Origin of the sequence: Tepidibacillus sp. LV47, assembly GCF_048381575.1 — a bacterium.
In the GTDB taxonomy this organism is placed as follows: Bacteria; Bacillota; Bacilli; order Tepidibacillales; family Tepidibacillaceae; genus Tepidibacillus.
Window position 1 is genome coordinate 82,997 of record NZ_JBLWIF010000002.1, and the last position, 15,945, is coordinate 98,941.

At 39.2% G+C, this 15,945-nt stretch carries 16 protein-coding genes; 14 read left to right on the top strand and 2 right to left on the bottom strand.

The genetic code is table 11. The features are described 5' to 3' along the window. Positions 1-80 precede the first annotated feature (80 nt). Together glcD and ACMW72_RS03565 are read left to right on the top strand one after the other, a co-directional pair. A complete protein-coding gene (glcD, locus tag ACMW72_RS03560) occupies positions 81-1,493 on the top strand; it encodes a glycolate oxidase subunit GlcD (RefSeq protein ID WP_418367465.1) in 1,413 nt (470 codons plus the stop codon). Further along, complete coding sequence (locus tag ACMW72_RS03565) at positions 1,490-2,782, top strand: (Fe-S)-binding protein (protein ID WP_418367466.1); 1,293 nt, start codon at positions 1,490-1,492, stop codon at positions 2,780-2,782. Before glcD ends, ACMW72_RS03565 begins: the two co-directional genes overlap by 4 nt. Positions 2,783-2,936: 154 nt before the next feature. On the opposite strand, the gene ACMW72_RS03570 is transcribed toward ACMW72_RS03565, so the two are convergent. Both ACMW72_RS03570 and ACMW72_RS03575 read right to left on the bottom strand, forming a co-directional pair. Beyond that, the gene (locus ACMW72_RS03570; protein ID WP_418367467.1) at positions 2,937-3,125 is read right to left on the bottom strand and encodes a 2-hydroxymuconate tautomerase; all 189 of its coding nucleotides are present in this window, start codon (positions 3,123-3,125) and stop codon (positions 2,937-2,939) included. Positions 3,126-3,173: 48 nt separating this feature from the next. After that, on the bottom strand, positions 3,174-5,252 hold the full coding sequence (locus tag ACMW72_RS03575) for a transglycosylase domain-containing protein (RefSeq protein ID WP_418367468.1): 2,079 nt from the start codon (positions 5,250-5,252) through the stop codon (positions 3,174-3,176). A gap of 219 nt (positions 5,253-5,471) precedes the next feature. Here ACMW72_RS03575 and speE point away from each other — a divergent pair, with 219 nt between their 5' ends. From speE to glpX, 12 genes are all read left to right on the top strand, one after another. After that, positions 5,472-6,302 (top strand): polyamine aminopropyltransferase, encoded by an 831-nt coding sequence (gene speE, locus ACMW72_RS03580; RefSeq protein ID WP_418367469.1) that lies wholly within the window; start codon positions 5,472-5,474, stop codon positions 6,300-6,302. A gap of 6 nt (positions 6,303-6,308) precedes the next feature. Continuing rightward, positions 6,309-7,184, top strand: coding sequence for an agmatinase (gene speB / locus ACMW72_RS03585; protein WP_418367470.1), 876 nt, complete (start codon positions 6,309-6,311; stop codon positions 7,182-7,184). Then, positions 7,185-7,616, top strand: a complete 432-nt coding sequence (locus ACMW72_RS03590) for a DUF1934 domain-containing protein (protein ID WP_418367471.1) — start codon at positions 7,185-7,187, stop codon at positions 7,614-7,616. Positions 7,617-7,627: 11 nt separating this feature from the next. Beyond that, positions 7,628-7,783 (top strand): XapX domain-containing protein, encoded by a 156-nt coding sequence (locus tag ACMW72_RS03595; RefSeq protein ID WP_418367472.1) that lies wholly within the window; start codon positions 7,628-7,630, stop codon positions 7,781-7,783. 141 nt (positions 7,784-7,924) lie between these two features. Next, the gene (gene meaB, locus ACMW72_RS03600; RefSeq protein ID WP_418367473.1) at positions 7,925-8,878 is read left to right on the top strand and encodes a methylmalonyl Co-A mutase-associated GTPase MeaB; all 954 of its coding nucleotides are present in this window, start codon (positions 7,925-7,927) and stop codon (positions 8,876-8,878) included. Between the two features lie 91 nt (positions 8,879-8,969). Then, the gene (rpoE, locus tag ACMW72_RS03605; protein ID WP_418367474.1) at positions 8,970-9,458 is read left to right on the top strand and encodes a DNA-directed RNA polymerase subunit delta; all 489 of its coding nucleotides are present in this window, start codon (positions 8,970-8,972) and stop codon (positions 9,456-9,458) included. Positions 9,459-9,638: 180 nt separating this feature from the next. Beyond that, complete coding sequence (locus ACMW72_RS03610; RefSeq protein WP_418367475.1) at positions 9,639-11,249, top strand: CTP synthase; 1,611 nt, start codon at positions 9,639-9,641, stop codon at positions 11,247-11,249. Positions 11,250-11,447: 198 nt separating this feature from the next. Further along, positions 11,448-11,828: a response regulator gene (locus ACMW72_RS03615; RefSeq protein WP_418367476.1), complete on the top strand. Its 381-nt coding sequence runs from the start codon at positions 11,448-11,450 to the stop codon at positions 11,826-11,828. A gap of 118 nt (positions 11,829-11,946) precedes the next feature. Further along, entirely contained in the window at positions 11,947-12,801 is an 855-nt protein-coding gene (gene fba, locus ACMW72_RS03620) for a class II fructose-1,6-bisphosphate aldolase (protein ID WP_418367477.1), read from the top strand. Between the two features lie 17 nt (positions 12,802-12,818). Further along, entirely contained in the window at positions 12,819-13,463 is a 645-nt protein-coding gene (fsa, locus tag ACMW72_RS03625) for a fructose-6-phosphate aldolase (RefSeq protein ID WP_418367478.1), read from the top strand. Positions 13,464-13,573: 110 nt separating this feature from the next. Further along, positions 13,574-14,851 carry a UDP-N-acetylglucosamine 1-carboxyvinyltransferase gene (locus tag ACMW72_RS03630; protein ID WP_418367479.1) on the top strand — a complete coding sequence of 426 codons (1,278 nt, stop codon included), beginning with the start codon at positions 13,574-13,576 and terminating at the stop codon, positions 14,849-14,851. A gap of 85 nt (positions 14,852-14,936) precedes the next feature. Then, positions 14,937-15,905 carry a class II fructose-bisphosphatase gene (gene glpX / locus ACMW72_RS03635; protein ID WP_418367480.1) on the top strand — a complete coding sequence of 323 codons (969 nt, stop codon included), beginning with the start codon at positions 14,937-14,939 and terminating at the stop codon, positions 15,903-15,905. Positions 15,906-15,945 lie beyond the last annotated feature (40 nt).

Sequence of the window (15,945 nt, forward strand, 5' to 3'; positions counted from 1 at the left end):
ATATATGTTATCATAAGGTCATCAGATAATCTGAAATAGTTATTTAAAACCAATTATTTTTCGCCTAGGGGGAGGATAAGATGATTGACCCGCAAGTAAAACAACGATTAGTTGAAATCGTGGGAGAAAATTGGGTATTAGATCAGCCAGAGGAATTAGTAGCGTATTCCTATGATTCAACACCCATGTATCAAGAACTTCCCGATATCGTTGTATTGCCAAAAACAACGGAAGAAGTCGCAAAAGTTATGAAAATTGCTTATGAGAACAATATTCCTGTGGTTCCTAGAGGCTCCGCAACGAATCTAAGTGGGGGCACGGTACCATTAAAAGGCGGGCTCGTCCTCGCATTGAATCGGATGAATCAGATCTTAGAAATCGATGAGGAAAATTTAACCGCTACGGTACAGCCTGGCGTCATTACCCAAGAATTACATCAAGCCGTTGAAGCAAAGGGATTATTTTACCCACCTGATCCTGGTTCGCTACGGATCTCCACCATTGGCGGTAATATTGCAGAAAATGCTGGGGGTCTTCGTGGTCTGAAATACGGGGTGACCAAGGATTATGTGATTGCCCTTGAAGCAGTACTTCCAAATGGAGATATTCTTCACACTGGGGGCAAATTGGCAAAAGACGTAGCAGGGTATGATTTAACAAAGTTATTAATCGGATCTGAAGGTACCTTAGCTGTGATCACAAAAGCAACACTGAAATTATTGCCATTACCAGAAACAAAACGAACAATGTTAGCGATCTTTAAAGATTTGACCGATGCGGCTCGGGCAGTATCAAAAATTATTGCGAATAAAATTATCCCTGTTACTTTAGAATTCATGGATAATGCGACGATTAATGTCGTTGAAGATTATGTAAAAATCGGGCTTCCCCGTGATGTAGAAGCCATCTTATTAATGGAACAAGACGGAAGTAAAGACCAAGTGGATCGGGATATAGAGAAGATGGCTGAAATTTGTCGTCAGGAACAAGCAGTATCGGTACAAGTAGCAAACACTGCAAAAGAAGCGGAACAACTGATGACAGCAAGAAGAATGGCTCTTTCAGCTTTAGCCCGTTTAAAACCAACGACGATTTTAGAGGATGCCACTGTTCCTAGGTCTCAATTGGCGCCAATGGTGGAAACGATTAAAAATGTGGCTAAAAAATATAACTTAATGATTTGTACTTTTGGCCATGCAGGTGATGGGAATCTACATCCTACCTGTTTAACAGATGTTCGCAACACGGATGAAATAAAACGGGTGGAAAAAGCTTTTGATGAAATCTACGAAAAAACGATTGAATTAGGAGGAACGATTACTGGCGAACATGGAGTAGGAATCGCTAAAGCGGGTTATCTCGAGTGGAAAGTAGGACAATCAGGAATTGAAGTCATGAAAGGGATTAAAAAGGCTTTTGATCCAAAAGGGATCCTCAATCCAGGCAAACTGTTTACAGATCAGCCTAGAAAGAGAGTGGTTATTCAATCATGAGCCAGCAAGTATCTTTAGCACTTGGCATCTCGGAAGACGATTTATTAAATTGTATGCAATGTGGTTTTTGTTTATCGGTTTGTCCAACTTATAAGATTATTCCAAAAGAAACGGCAACACCTCGTGGACGAATTGCTTTAATGAAGGCGGTCCAAGATGGGGGATTGGTAACGAAAGATATTACAGAATCTTTAGATTTATGTTTGGGATGTCGAGCTTGTGAAGTCGCTTGTCCATCAGGGGTTCAATATGGCACGATGCTTGAGCATGCAAAAGAAGTTATTACTAAAAAGACTAAATTCTCACCACCTGTCAAAGCCGTACGATGGTTATTCTTAAAACAATTGCTCCCCTATCCAAAACGGATGAGATGGATACGTGGCGGAATTAGAGTCTATCAAAAATCGGGATTACAAAAGATTGCAAGAAAAAGTGGGATTTTAAAATTATTGCCATGGAATATGGGGACATTTGAGGCCGCATTACCAGAGGTTGCACCATTTCGTGCAAAACTCCCAAAAAGAGTAGAACCAAAAGAAAAGACAAATAAGCCTACCGTTGCCTTTTTCTCTGGGTGTATTCAAGATACGGTTTTCTATGAAACCAATGTCTCAACCATGAAGTTATTAGAAGCGGCAGGGTTTCCCATCGTTACTCCTGATAATCAAACTTGCTGTGGGGCTGTTCATGCTCACGCAGGAGAAGTAGATCTAGCTAAAGATCTAGCGAAGAAAAACATTGAAATGCTTGAACGTTCCGGAGCTTCCTACTTGGTGAACAACCAAGGGGGATGCGGAGCGATGCTAAAAGAATATGATAAGCTCCTTGCTGATGATCCAGTTTGGGCAGAACGGGCAAAAGCGTTTGTCAAAAAAGTAAAAGATATTAATGAAATTCTTGCGGAAATAGATGAATTACCAAAACTCTATCCAATGAATGTTCGAGTGACCTATCAGGATTCTTGTCATTTAACCAATGTTCAAAAGGTTACGTTGCAACCGAGGAAATTGATTCAATCCATTCCAGGAATCGAGTATGTGGAAATGGTGGGAGCGGGAACTTGTTGCGGATCGGCTGGCACTTATAATCTCGTTCATCATGATGAATCGATGCAAATTCTTGATGCGAAAATGGTAAATGTCATCAATACCCAAGCAGAGATTGTTGTCGTGGCTAATCCTGGTTGTTTAATGCAAATGCGAATTGGAGTTCAGCGTGCAGGGCTTGAAGGAAAGGTAAGGGTAATGCATATTGCTGATTTATTGGCAGAAGCAGCAAGATTAAAATAAGTATGAAAAAAGAGGGGTAATAGCCCCTCTCATATTTTTTGCATTCAGTTCGTGAGAGATTAGCTTGTATTCTTCCATAAGTGCGACTTTTAGGAGTGTATTTCTCTCCTTATACTTTAATCAAAGAATACTAGCTTTTTTATATGTACTCCTATTACTCCTGATCAATAACGAGCTTGCCGCCACGGGCGAAATGATCCTTTTTCAAATCCTCAATAAAGACATAAACCCTTTCTTCTGGTACATTTACCGTTTCTGCTACTACTTTCGTAATCTTTTCTACTAATTCTCGTTTTTGTTCAGGTGTGCGCCCTTCAATCATTTCAATGGTTACAAATGGCATGACGATCACTCCTTTGTTTTTTTCTCACCTCTATTATAAAAAATATTTTTAATCGTTCCACCAATTTTTCATTCTACTCCAAAAGGATCTTTTCTCTGTTTTCTTCACTTTATTAGGATCTAACAATTGACCTCCCTTATGAAGATCGCAACTTTCTTTAGGTTCTGTGCCTTCAATGAAAACTTCCAACCGAGGATTAGGACATTGATCATTGGCTATTTTTCCTGTTTGCGGATCAATATACAGGCTAACGACTCCTTCAGGTACAGAAAAAAGCTGTGGTGCAGAAGATTGATGAACTTTTTCCATATATTCGGCCCAAATCTCTTTTGTTAGCTGGGATTCTTGGCTGCGGTGTGATTGATATTTTTTCAATTCCTCATCATTATCATAGCCTGTCCAAAGAGTAGTCACGAGTTGAGGAGTATACCCAATTAACCAAAGATCTCGATAGTCATTGGTTGTTCCTGTTTTTCCAGCAACAGGCCGCTTCAAGATAGGGGCAACGCTAGCAGCTGTTCCCCCTGGTTCAAATACCCCTTCCAATAGATAGGTCATCACAAATGCTTCTGCTGGTGTAATAACTTGGGTCTCTTCAATTTCTTTTTTCTCATATAGAATGTTTCCTTCATGGTCTTCGATTTTAAGGATTGCAGTCGGTTCAATTTTTCTGCCTTGATTAGCGATGGTTGCATAAGCTTTTGTCATTTCCATCGGTGTGACAAGATTAGAACCCAATGCTAAGGATGGAATCGGGTCTAGTTTTGACTCAATTCCTAATCGTTTTCCCATTTCGACCACTTTGTCCATGCCAATGTTCAGATGGGTTTTGACGGCATAAATATTGTCTGAATGGGTAATGGCAAAACGTAGATCAATATTGCGATTAGGATATTGATCATTAAAGTTTTTTACGGGATATTCTTTACCGTTTTCTTGGTAAAATACAGTGGCTTCACTTTTTTGCTGAGTTACTGGTGTTACGCCGTTTTCAAGCGCTGCCAAATATAAAATCGGTTTGAAAGCAGATCCAGGCTGTCTCTTAGCGAAGACCCGATTAAATTGACTCTCGCGAAAGTCTCGCCCTCCTATCATTGTTTTAATAAATCCAGTGGAAGGTTCAATGCTAACAAGGGCTACTTGCAATGGACGGTCTTTTGGCAATTTTTCTTTTAGAAGTTTTTCAGCTGTTTCTTGCATGGATAAATCAAGAGTGGTATAAATCTTAAGACCGCTAGAATGTAACTCTTGTTCGCTGATCCCATAATGATGGATCAGCTCATTTTCAATATATTGGGTAAAATATGGAGCTTTTGAAGCAAAAGAACGTTCATTCGGGTTCGCAAATGTAAGTTGCTGATGATAGGCTTCATCTGCTTGCTCTTGTGTAATATATCCTTCCTCTACCATCGCTTGCAGGACCAGTTTCTGTCTGCTTTTTGCTTTTTCTAAACTTTTAAAGGGAGAATAATAACTTGGCCCTTTAGGAATGCCCGCTAACATTGCACTTTCTGCCAGATTTAACTCAGAAACATTTTTGTTAAAATAAATGGATGCCGCCATTTGAACCCCATAAGCCGATTGCCCATAATAAATCTGATTCAGGTACATTTCCAAGATTTGATCTTTGCTATATTTCAACTCTAATTTTGCCGTTAAAAGAGCTTCTTTCATTTTCCGCTGCCATGTTTTTTCATGGGTTAAGTAGAGATTTTTGGCAAGTTGTTGCGTAATCGTACTTGCACCTTGAACTTTTGCTCCACTTTTAAGATCCGCAATGATGGCCCCTCCGATTCGGATCGGATCCAAACCAAAATGGTGATAAAATTTGCGATCTTCAATCGCAAGGGTAGCGTGAATGAGATCTTTAGGAATTTGCGACAAAGGTACATAGATCCTTTTTTCTCCAGAATCAATCGTGTCAATCACTTTTCCATCCAGCGAATAAATCAGTGTCGTTTGCTCAATATCTGGATTAGGTAGTGGTGTTACTTTTAGATAGACTATAAACATACCAATCAGAATACCGATAACAATCAATAATAAGAACAACAACTTTATCATTCGTTTTACAGCCCTGAGAAAACGATAGAGTGCAAAGTCTTCCAATTCATCATATCGACCCATCAAATTCCCTCTTTCTACGATCACAAACCTATTTATTAACCCATTATCGGTAGATTTTAAGGAGCTTATACTTATTGCTGAAGGGTTCGTATATTTTTTCTTTGCTTTTTTGCAGCGATTTTATATAATACTTTTGTTGTTTTATGTGTAAGACGCATAGTTTTCCATGCTTTTAAGAAAGCTAATGTTAGCAAAATATAGAAGAAAGAGGGACGCCAAATGGAATTATGGTATACAGAAAAACAAACCCCAAACCATGGGATTACAACAAAAATTACTAAAACCTTGCATACAGAACAAACCGAATATCAGAAACTTGATATTATCGAAACCATCCAGTTTGGCCGCATGTTAGTCCTTGATGGAATGGTGATGACAACCATCAAAGACGAATTTGTCTATCATGAAATGATTAGCCATGTTGCTTTAAATACCCACCCCAATCCAAAAAAAGTCTTAGTCGTTGGTGGGGGAGATGGAGGTGCGATCCGCGAAATTCTCAAACACAAAAGTGTAGAAAAAGCCGTTCTCGCCGAAATCGATGGTCGTGTGATCGAGACATCCAAACAATATTTACCTGAAATCGCAGGCGCATTGGATGATCCAAGAGTAGATATACAAGTTGTCGATGGAATTCGCTATATTCATGAACATAAAAACGAATTTGATGTTATTATGGTTGATTCCACCGAGCCTGTTGGTCCTGCAGTTGGCCTATTTGAAAAGGGTTTTTACCAAGGAATCTATGATTCATTAAAAGAAGACGGAATCCTTGTCGCTCAAACGGAATCTCCTTGGTTTAACGCTGATTTGATTCAGCGGGTGGTAAAAGATATCCGTTCCATCTTTCCAATCACACGTTTGTATACGGTAAGTATTCCAACTTATCCAAGTGGACTTTGGAGTTTCACCCTAGGATCGAAAAAGTATGATCCACTTACCGTCGATGATTCCCAATTAAAAGATTTAGACACCAAATACTATTCACCAAGAATTCATAAGTCGGTCTTCCAATTACCCAAGTTCGTAGAGGATTTAGTGAAGGAGTAAACGTCAATGAGATTTGATGAAGCCTATTCGGGAAATGTCTTTATCGCTTCCCATCCAAGGTATGAAGATGCCGAGGTCGTTATTTATGGGATGCCAATGGATTTTACCGTGAGCTATCGCCCAGGTTCCCGTTTTGGTCCGAAGAAAATCCGCGAAGTCTCTATCGGTTTAGAAGAATATAGTCCCTATTTAGATCGGGAATTAAAAGAAATAAAATATTTTGATGCAGGGGATATTCCCCTTCCTTTTGGCAATGCGGAAAGAAGTATTGAAATGATTGGGGATTATGTTCGTAAGCTTTTGAACGATGGGAAATTTCCCCTTGGTTTAGGCGGTGAACATCTTGTAACTTGGCCTATTATTCGTGAAGTCTATAAGAAGTATCCCGATCTTATTCTTTTCCATCTTGATGCCCATGCGGATCTTCGCACCGATTATGAAGGGGAGCCCTACTCCCACGCCACTCCGATTCGCAAGGCAGTGGATTTGATGGGAGGGGAAAATATTTATCAATTTGGAATTCGTTCTGGATTAAAAGAAGAATTTGCCTTTGCCAAAGAAAATCTTCATTTCTATCCTTTTGAGGTATTAGAACCTTTAAAAAAGGTATTGCCCACAATCAAAAATCGCCCAGTTTATATTACGATCGATATTGATGTATTAGATCCCGCTTTTGCCCCTGGGACAGGAACGTTAGAATCGGGAGGGATTACCTCCAAAGAAATGCTTGCTACAATTGTTGAAATCGCTAATTCTGGGATTAATGTGGTAGGAGCAGATATCGTTGAAGTTGCACCTGTTTATGATCCTGCTGACCAAACCGCCATTCTCGCTTCCAAAATGGTAAGAGAAATCCTTTTAGGGTGGACGAAAAAGAAATAAATGAAAGAAATTCAGATTCATATTAAGACAAAAATTGCTTACGAAACGGGAGAAGTGGAAGAATGGCGACATGATTATAAGGGGATGCTATATTTAAAAAACGATCAAAATCTTTACTTGAAATACGAAGATGATCAAGAACAATTAGGAAAAACCAATACGATTCTCAAATGGAAATGGAATGAATCCCCCGCCAAACTAACCCTTCTTCGTCAAGGAGAAACGAAAGCCAATCAATTTTTCCAAGAAGGGAAACCTCATCAAAGTTTTTACCAAACTCCCTATGGAGCCTTTGAGATGTTAGTCTACCCCTTTAAAGTAAAGATTCAATCTCAAAGCTATGAACATGGGGAGATCGAGTTAGAATACGACCTTTTCATTGGCAAACAAAAGGTAGGTCGATACCAATTGATCGTTCATTATCATCCATAGGAGGCAATATGGTGAAAGAAATTTTGCTTTCAACATTAACCGGATCCATTGTAGGATTTATCTTTGCATTTTTTAAACTCCCCATTCCAGCCCCACCGGCGATTGCAGGCATTATGGGGATTATAGGAATCTTTTTAGGGTATCAGCTTTATCGCATGTTTTTTTGATCGTTGGAGAAAAACACGACTTCTAGTCTTCAAACTGGAAGTCGTGTTTTTTACATTCAAGCCAGTGATACAAACCCGACTATCATAATATCAGAATATTTTGTATAATGATAAAAAAGTCAAAGATTGTAGGTGTGGGATGTGGAACAACTTATTCAGAAGATTGTCCAAGGTGACAAAAGAAGTGCAGCCAAAGCAATTTCCATCATCGAAAATGATAGCCAAGAAAAATATGAACTCCTTCAACATTTATACCGTTTTCAAAGAAAAGCACATATCATCGGAATTACAGGAGCTCCAGGGGCAGGAAAAAGTACCCTTGTTGACCGACTTATCCAAGAGATAAGAGGGCAAGGCTTAAAAATCGGCGTGATTGCCATCGATCCCTCCAGTCCTTTTTCTGGAGGTGCCCTTTTAGGTGACCGAGTACGGATGCAAAACCATGCAACAGATCCTGGAGTATTTATTCGCAGTATGGGAAGCAGGGGAACTCTTGGTGGACTTGCCAAAGCAACGAAAGAAGCAGTAAGGATTTTAGATGCGATGGGCAACGATGTCATTGTGATTGAAACGGTGGGAGTTGGCCAATCTGAATTAGAAATTATGAATGTGGCTGATAGTACAGTTGTGGTGCTAAATCCAGGAGCAGGGGATAGTATTCAAGCCTTTAAAGCTGGACTTATGGAAATCGCCGATATCTTTGTGATCAATAAGAGTGATCTCCCTGGTTCCCAAAAGTTGTATCATGAAATTGAATTATTAATTGAGATGACAAAACAACAAGCATTGTGGAAACCGCCGATTCTTAAGACGATAAGCACAGAACATCAGGGTATAATAGAATTATGGATGGCACTGCAAAACCATTTCTCCTTTATCAAAGAAAAGGGAATACTTGATAGGCAGCGAAAACAAGATTTAGAAAAGGAATTGGAAGAAATTTTGCATCACTTTTTTCAACATCGGATCGAGAAGTGGAAAAAAAGCGACTTTTATCAGATTGTCATGGAAAAAATCTATCATCAAGAAGTAAATTTGTTTGATGTGGCCAAACAAACCTTTGAACAGTTAATAGGAGAAAAAAAGAATCGATAAGGGTTTGACATCCTATCGAAAATGGTTACAATATTGTTTACTATGAGTTTTTTAATTAGGCAAAGAACATGGAAAGGATGTGCCACTGCCAATGGCTGAAACCGCGTTTACTTTTGATAAAAGAAACATTCAAGAAAAACCAATGGTCGATTTGGCTTATGAAATTTTGAAACAAACAAAACACACCTTAACTTATCAGGAATTGGCTGATGAAGTATTTAAACTAAAAGGTTTGCCAGAAGAGGATCGATTCGATTTTATTGTCCAATTATATACGGAAATCAATATTGACGGCCGTTTTGTTAGTTTAGGACAAAACGAATGGGGTTTAAAACAGTGGTATCCTGTCGATCAACTCGAATCCGTCCATTTGCGGTTCAATGACGACGATGATGAAGATGAAGATACTGACTATGAATATGATGAAGAAGTTGATGATGAAGAATTGACAGATGAAGATGAATTCATCGATGATGAATTAGAAGATGAGTATGATGATACAGACATTGACGATGATTTTATAGATGATGATGTGAACGAATTTGAAGCGGATGAAGATGAAGATTTAGATTTAGATTAAATCTCAATCTTGACTTTTTCTCATTGAGAGAGTAACATACACTATGGGCTTTAGATTTTTGAACGTTTTGTTTAGATTTAAATAATTGAAATGAGGCAAAAGTGCCCCCGAAAGGGAAGGTACTTTTGTTTTTTTTTGTTTACTTTTGACAAAATAAGAGAAGACAGAGGAGGATTTGACATGACAAAGTATATCTTTGTAACTGGCGGTGTAGTATCTGGTCTGGGAAAAGGAATTACGGCTGCTTCCCTTGGAAGATTATTAAAGAATCGCGGTTTAAAAGTAACGATCCAAAAATTCGATCCATATATCAATGTCGACCCTGGTACAATGAGCCCTTACCAACATGGGGAAGTATTTGTGACAGATGATGGAGCTGAGACGGATTTAGATTTAGGCCATTATGAACGTTTTATTGATATCAATCTAAGTAAGAACAATAATGTAACGGCAGGGAAAATTTATTCTTCCGTCATCACCAAAGAACGTCGTGGGGATTATTTAGGCGGAACGGTTCAAGTGATTCCTCATATTACCAATGAAATTAAAGATCGTATCTTTCGTGCTGCAAAAGAAACCCATGCCGATGTGGTGATCACCGAAATAGGTGGAACTGTAGGTGATATCGAAAGTCTACCTTTCTTAGAAGCTATTCGCCAATTAAAAAATGATGTTGGCCGTGAAAATATAATGTATATTCATGTAACATTGATTCCATATATCGCTGCATCAGGTGAATTAAAGACAAAACCTACCCAACACAGTGTAAAAGAGCTTCGCAGTATCGGTATTCAACCAAATGTCATTGTTTGCCGTACGGAACGCCCTTTATCAGAAGATATTAAGAAGAAAATTGCTTTATTTTGTGACATTGAAAAGGAAGCAGTGATCGAAGCGTTAGATGCGGATACATTATATGATGTACCTTTAATGCTACAACAACAGGGGTTAGATGAATATGTTGTCAAACACCTATCCTTAGATACGTCACCAGCAGATATGACAGAATGGAAAGAACTTGTGAATAAAATCAAAAACCTTAAACACACCACGAAAATCGCTCTTGTTGGGAAATATGTTTCTTTGCATGATGCGTATCTAAGTGTTGCCGAAGCATTATATCATGCAGGTTTTAGCAATGATACGGAAATCGATATTGACTGGATTGATGCAGAATTAGTAAACCAAGAAAATGCTCATCAATTATTAAAAGATGCGGATGGAATTTTGGTTCCAGGGGGGTTTGGCGACCGGGGAATTGAAGGAAAAATTGCGACCATCCAATATGCAAGGGAAAATAACATTCCGTTTTTAGGAATTTGTTTAGGTATGCAAACAGCAGTCATTGAGTTTGCGAGAAATGTGGTAGGTTTAAAAGAAGCGAATAGTACCGAATTTAATCTTCGTACTCCTTATCCTGTTATCGATATACTTCCAGAACAAAAAGATATCGAAGATTTAGGTGGAACGATGAGATTAGGGTTATATCCATGCAAACTAGAAAAAGATTCAAAAGCGATGGAAGCTTATCAGGAGGAACTGGTGTATGAACGCCACCGTCATCGTTATGAATTTAATAACGAATTTAGGGATCAATTACAAGAGGCAGGTTTAAAAATCTCTGGAACCTCACCTGATGAGCGATTGGTTGAGATTATCGAAATTCCATCCCATCCTTGGTTTGTAGCCACCCAATTTCATCCCGAATTCATTTCCAGACCGAATCGTCCTCATCCATTATTTAGAGAATTTGTAAAAGCGGCCTTACAAAACAAATTAAATAACCAATGATGTAGGAAAGGAGGCGTTATTCGCCTCTTTTTTTGAATAAGATGAAAATCGGCAAATTTTTCTGATAAATGGCGTAAATTTTGATAAAATTTTGACAAAAAGAAGGAAATTTAAAAACAAGATAGAAATATATATATTAGTGTTTTTTTTGACAAAAATAGTCTTTCTTGGTCAAGGGAGAACTGAGGGGGGAAAAAGGTGAAGAAAAAAGTATTAATCGTTGACGATCAATTTGGGATACGTGTACTTTTGTATGAAGTTTTTGGAAAAGAGGGATATCAAACTTACCAAGCAGCAAATGGGAAAGAAGCACTGTTAATCGTCCAACAAGTCTCTCCTGATATCGTTTTATTAGATATGAAAATCCCTGGAATGGACGGTTTAGAAATTCTTAAACGGATAAAAAAGATCAATCGCGATATCAAAGTGATTATGATGACCGCTTATGGTGAGTTAGATATGATCAATGAAGCAACAAAACTTGGAGCGATTACATATATTACCAAACCGTTTGATATTGATCTAATTCGATCCATCGTCAAAGAACAAATAGCAGCCCATCAAACTACAACACTTTAGGTGTATTTTTATAGATCGCTATGATATAATTAATGACTGGATTTGGTATTCTTTTTATAGGAAAAACAAAAACTACCTTTAAATATTCTTATACATAAGTTGGAAAGGAGAACAATCCATGCCTTTAGTTTCAATGACCGAAATGTTAAAAGCGGCAAAAGCAGGGAAATACGCAGTAGGGCAGTTCAATATGAACAACCTCGAGTTCACGAAAGCGATTATTGAGGCTGCCGAAGAAGAACAATCCCCGGTTATTTTAGGAGTGAGTGAAGGAGCCGCTAAGTATATGGGATTAGAATATGCCGTCGCCATGGCAAAGGTAGCTGCTGAACAAGCAACCGTTCCTGTAGCCCTTCATTTAGATCATGGAAGCAGTTTTGAAGTGGCGATGAAGTTTATTCGTGCTGGATTTTCTTCGGTAATGATTGACGGTTCTCACCACCCATTTGAGAAAAATGTAGAGATTACCAAGAAAGTCGTTGAAGCCGCTCATGCAATGGGCGTTTCTGTTGAAGGAGAATTAGGTACGATTGGTGGAACGGAAGACGATATCTCTGTCGATGAAGCGAATGCTCGCTTAGCCGATCCTAAGCAAGCGATTGAATTCTATAAATTGACAGGTGTTGATGCATTAGCGATTGCAGTTGGCAGTGCTCATGGGTTGTATAAAGGAATACCAAAACTTCGTCATGACATTATCGAGGCTGTAAGCAAAGAAATTGACATCCCCCTTGTTCTTCATGGCGGGTCTGGAATACCTGATGACGAGATTAAAAAAGCAATTGCCGCTGGAATTGGCAAAATCAATGTCAATACGGAAAACCAAGTAGCATTAACCAATACCATTCGCGAAATCTTTGCCAAGGATGCAAAAGTCTATGACCCCCGCAAATATCTAGGACCTGGTAAAGAGGCAATGAAAGAAGTCATTCGTAGTAAAATTCGTCTATTTGGTAGCAATCAAAAAGCTTAAGCTAAAGGGTGAAAGTGATGAAGTTATTTATTGATACAGCAAATGTCGATGAGATTCGAAAAGCTAGTGAATGGGGAATCCTTTCTGGAGTAACTACCAATCCTTCTCTTATCGCGAAAGAGGGAAGAGACCTCGTTGATGTGATTAAAGAAATTACTAGTATTGTTGATGGACCCATTAGTGCAGAAGTGATCAGTCTACAAGCGGATGAAATGGTGGCAGAAGGAGAAAAATATGCTGCCATTCATGAGAATATTGTCATTAAAGTTCCAATGACAATAGAGGGTTTAAAAGCCGTTCATGCCTTTTCTAAAAAAGGGATTAAAACCAATGTCACGCTCATTTTTTCTGCGAACCAAGCACTATTAGCTGCAAGAGCAGGTGCAACTTATGTATCACCTTTTATAGGACGACTTGATGATATCAGTTTTGATGGGTTGACATTAATTCGTGATATTCGCGAAATTTTTGATATCCATGGTATTTCGACTGAAATTATCGCAGCAAGTATTCGTCATCCAATGCATGTCCTAGAATCCGCAAAAGCAGGTTCGGATATTGCCACAATCCCTTATAAGGTGCTTGAACAAATGACGAAACATCCTCTTACAGATATCGGAATTGAGAAATTTCTAGCCGATTGGAAAAAATCGCAAGCGTAATCTACGTTAAAGCACTTTCCATTGGAAAGTGCTTTACTCATAGAATGGGAAAATGGGGCACGGGAATAAGTTTGTTTAGAAACGAGCTTCTTTTTTAAGGGGGGAATCGTTTGGAAACATTAATGATTAAAGGAGGAGAACATCTAACTGGAAGTGTCACCATTAGTGGAGCAAAAAACTCAGCAGTTGCCCTCATTCCTGCTGCCATATTAGCTGATTCACCGATGATTATCGAAAATCTTCCAGACATTCGCGATGTTCATATTCTTGTTGAGATCCTGCAAGAATTAGGAGCTAAAATCGATTATTACGGCGATACGATGCGGATCGATCCTATGAATATGGTAAATAAGCCCATGCCAAACGGCAAAGTAAAAGAACTTCGTGCCTCTTACTATCTGATGGGAGCATTATTAGGGAAGTTTGGCGAGGCTGTTGTAGGAATGCCCGGAGGATGTAATATTGGCCCAAGACCCATCGATCAACATATTAAGGGGTTTGAGAGCCTTGGAGCAAAGGTAACCAATGATTCAGGGAAAATGCATCTAAAAGCAGATCAACTAGTGGGAACGAGAATCTTTTTAGATGTGGTTAGTGTTGGAGCTACGATAAATATCATGCTAGCAGCATCAAAAGCAAAAGGGGTTACGATCATCGAGAATGCGGCAAAAGAACCGGAAATTGTTGATGTAGCAACGATACTCAATTCGATGGGTGCTCGGATTACAGGAGTGGGTACAGATATCATTCGAATTCATGGTGTAGACAAACTATTCGGGTGCAAACATTCTATTATTCCAGACCGAATTGAAGCAGGGACATATATGATTATAGCTGCAGCGACAGAAGGTGACATCACTTTGTTAAATGTTATCCCCAAGCATTTAGAATCACTGAGCGCGAAACTGCGAGAAATGGGAGTTATCGTTGAAGAGTATGACGATTCCATTCGCGTGGTTGGCCAATCTGTATATAAAGCTGTTGATATTAAAACCCTTCCCTATCCTGGGTTTCCAACGGATTTGCAACAACCCATGAGTGCCCTGTTAACCAAAGCGAAAGGCACGAGTATTGTTACAGATAATATCTATACTTCTCGTTTTCGTCACATCGATGAACTCCGCAGAATGGGGGCAAATGTGAAGGTAGAGGGCAGGTCAGCAGTGATCGAAGGAATTAGCGAATTACAAGGAGCAAAAGTGAAAGCAACCGATCTGCGTGCTGGTGCAGCATTGGTTGTTGCTGGTTTAATGGCAAAAGGTGTTACCCAAATTACTGATGTGTACCATATCGATCGGGGATATGAAAATTTAGAGAAAAAACTGCAAGCTTTAGGTGCTACAATTTGGCGGTTGAAGGATAGAGATGATTCATCCATCAATATATAAAACGATTCATCCGTAAATCGGAAATTATGATAGAATAATAGATTGTTAGGGGAATGTAAAAAATAGTAGGGGAGTAAGGAGAAACATGGAAAGAAGTTTAACGTTAGAACTTGTTCGTGTAACCGAGGCTGCGGCTCAAGCTGCTGCAAAATGGCTAGGAAAAGGGCTAAAAAACGAAGTGGACGAAGCAGGAACAAGTGCAATGCGAAAAGTGTTTGACACAGTACCCATGAGGGGAACTGTCGTCATCGGGGAAGGAGAAATGGATGAAGCTCCTATGCTCTATATTGGTGAGAAACTAGGAACAGGATATGGCCCAGAAGTGGATGTTGCTGTTGATCCAATTGAAGGAACGAACATCGTTGCAAAAGGATTATGGAATGCTCTTGCCGTTGTTGCAATCGCTGACAAAGGGAACTTACTGCATGCTCCAGATATGTACATGAAGAAGATCGCAGTAGGTCCGAAAGTAGCTGGAAAAATCGATATTAACTACAGTGTTCGTAAGAATCTAGAAATTGTCGCCAGAGAGTTGAATAAGGATATTACTGAAGTAACAGCGATAGTATTAGACAGGGAGCGTCACCAAGATATTATCAAAGAGATACGGGAAGCAGGAGCTAGGATCAAGTTAATCTCCGATGGCGATGTGGCAGCGGCGATCAATACCGCTTTTGAAGACACAGGTGTAGATATTTTATTTGGCATTGGTGGTGCGCCAGAAGGTGTCTTAGCTGCTGTGGCCTTAAAATGCTTAGGTGGTGAAATCCAAGGAATCTTGCTTCCGCAAAATAAAGAAGAAGAGGAACGTTGTCGCCAAATGGGAATCGAGCCAGGTCGTGTGTTAAAAATGGATGACTTTGTAAAAGGCGATGATGCGATCTTTGCTGCTACGGCTGTAACCGATGGCGAATTATTAAAAGGTGTAAGATTCCATGGAAAAATGGTAACGACAGAATCCATCGTCATGCGTGCAAAAACGGGAACTGTCCGCATTATAAAAGGGACACATCGCATCGATAAGAAACCTGATTTTCTAGCAGAAAATAAATAGTATAGGATGGTAAAATAAAGCCTAAAATAATAAAATGGGT

Bases quoted from the DNA above. Each gene is read 5' to 3' on its own strand.
- ACMW72_RS03610 (WP_418367475.1), top strand. From the start codon at position 9,639: ATGACAAAGTATATCTTTGTAACTGGCGGTGTAGTATCTGGTCTGGGA.
- ACMW72_RS03575 (WP_418367468.1), bottom strand. From the start codon at position 5,252: ATGGGTCGATATGATGAATTGGAAGACTTTGCACTCTATCGTTTTCTC.
- glpX (WP_418367480.1), top strand. From the start codon at position 14,937: ATGGAAAGAAGTTTAACGTTAGAACTTGTTCGTGTAACCGAGGCTGCG.
- ACMW72_RS03565 (WP_418367466.1), top strand. From the start codon at position 1,490: ATGAGCCAGCAAGTATCTTTAGCACTTGGCATCTCGGAAGACGATTTA.
- ACMW72_RS03570 (WP_418367467.1), bottom strand. From the start codon at position 3,125: ATGCCATTTGTAACCATTGAAATGATTGAAGGGCGCACACCTGAACAA.
- speE (WP_418367469.1), top strand. From the start codon at position 5,472: ATGGAATTATGGTATACAGAAAAACAAACCCCAAACCATGGGATTACA.
- fba (WP_418367477.1), top strand. From the start codon at position 11,947: ATGCCTTTAGTTTCAATGACCGAAATGTTAAAAGCGGCAAAAGCAGGG.
- rpoE (WP_418367474.1), top strand. From the start codon at position 8,970: ATGGCTGAAACCGCGTTTACTTTTGATAAAAGAAACATTCAAGAAAAA.
- speB (WP_418367470.1), top strand. From the start codon at position 6,309: ATGAGATTTGATGAAGCCTATTCGGGAAATGTCTTTATCGCTTCCCAT.
- ACMW72_RS03590 (WP_418367471.1), top strand. From the start codon at position 7,185: ATGAAAGAAATTCAGATTCATATTAAGACAAAAATTGCTTACGAAACG.
- fsa (WP_418367478.1), top strand. From the start codon at position 12,819: ATGAAGTTATTTATTGATACAGCAAATGTCGATGAGATTCGAAAAGCT.
- glcD (WP_418367465.1), top strand. From the start codon at position 81: ATGATTGACCCGCAAGTAAAACAACGATTAGTTGAAATCGTGGGAGAA.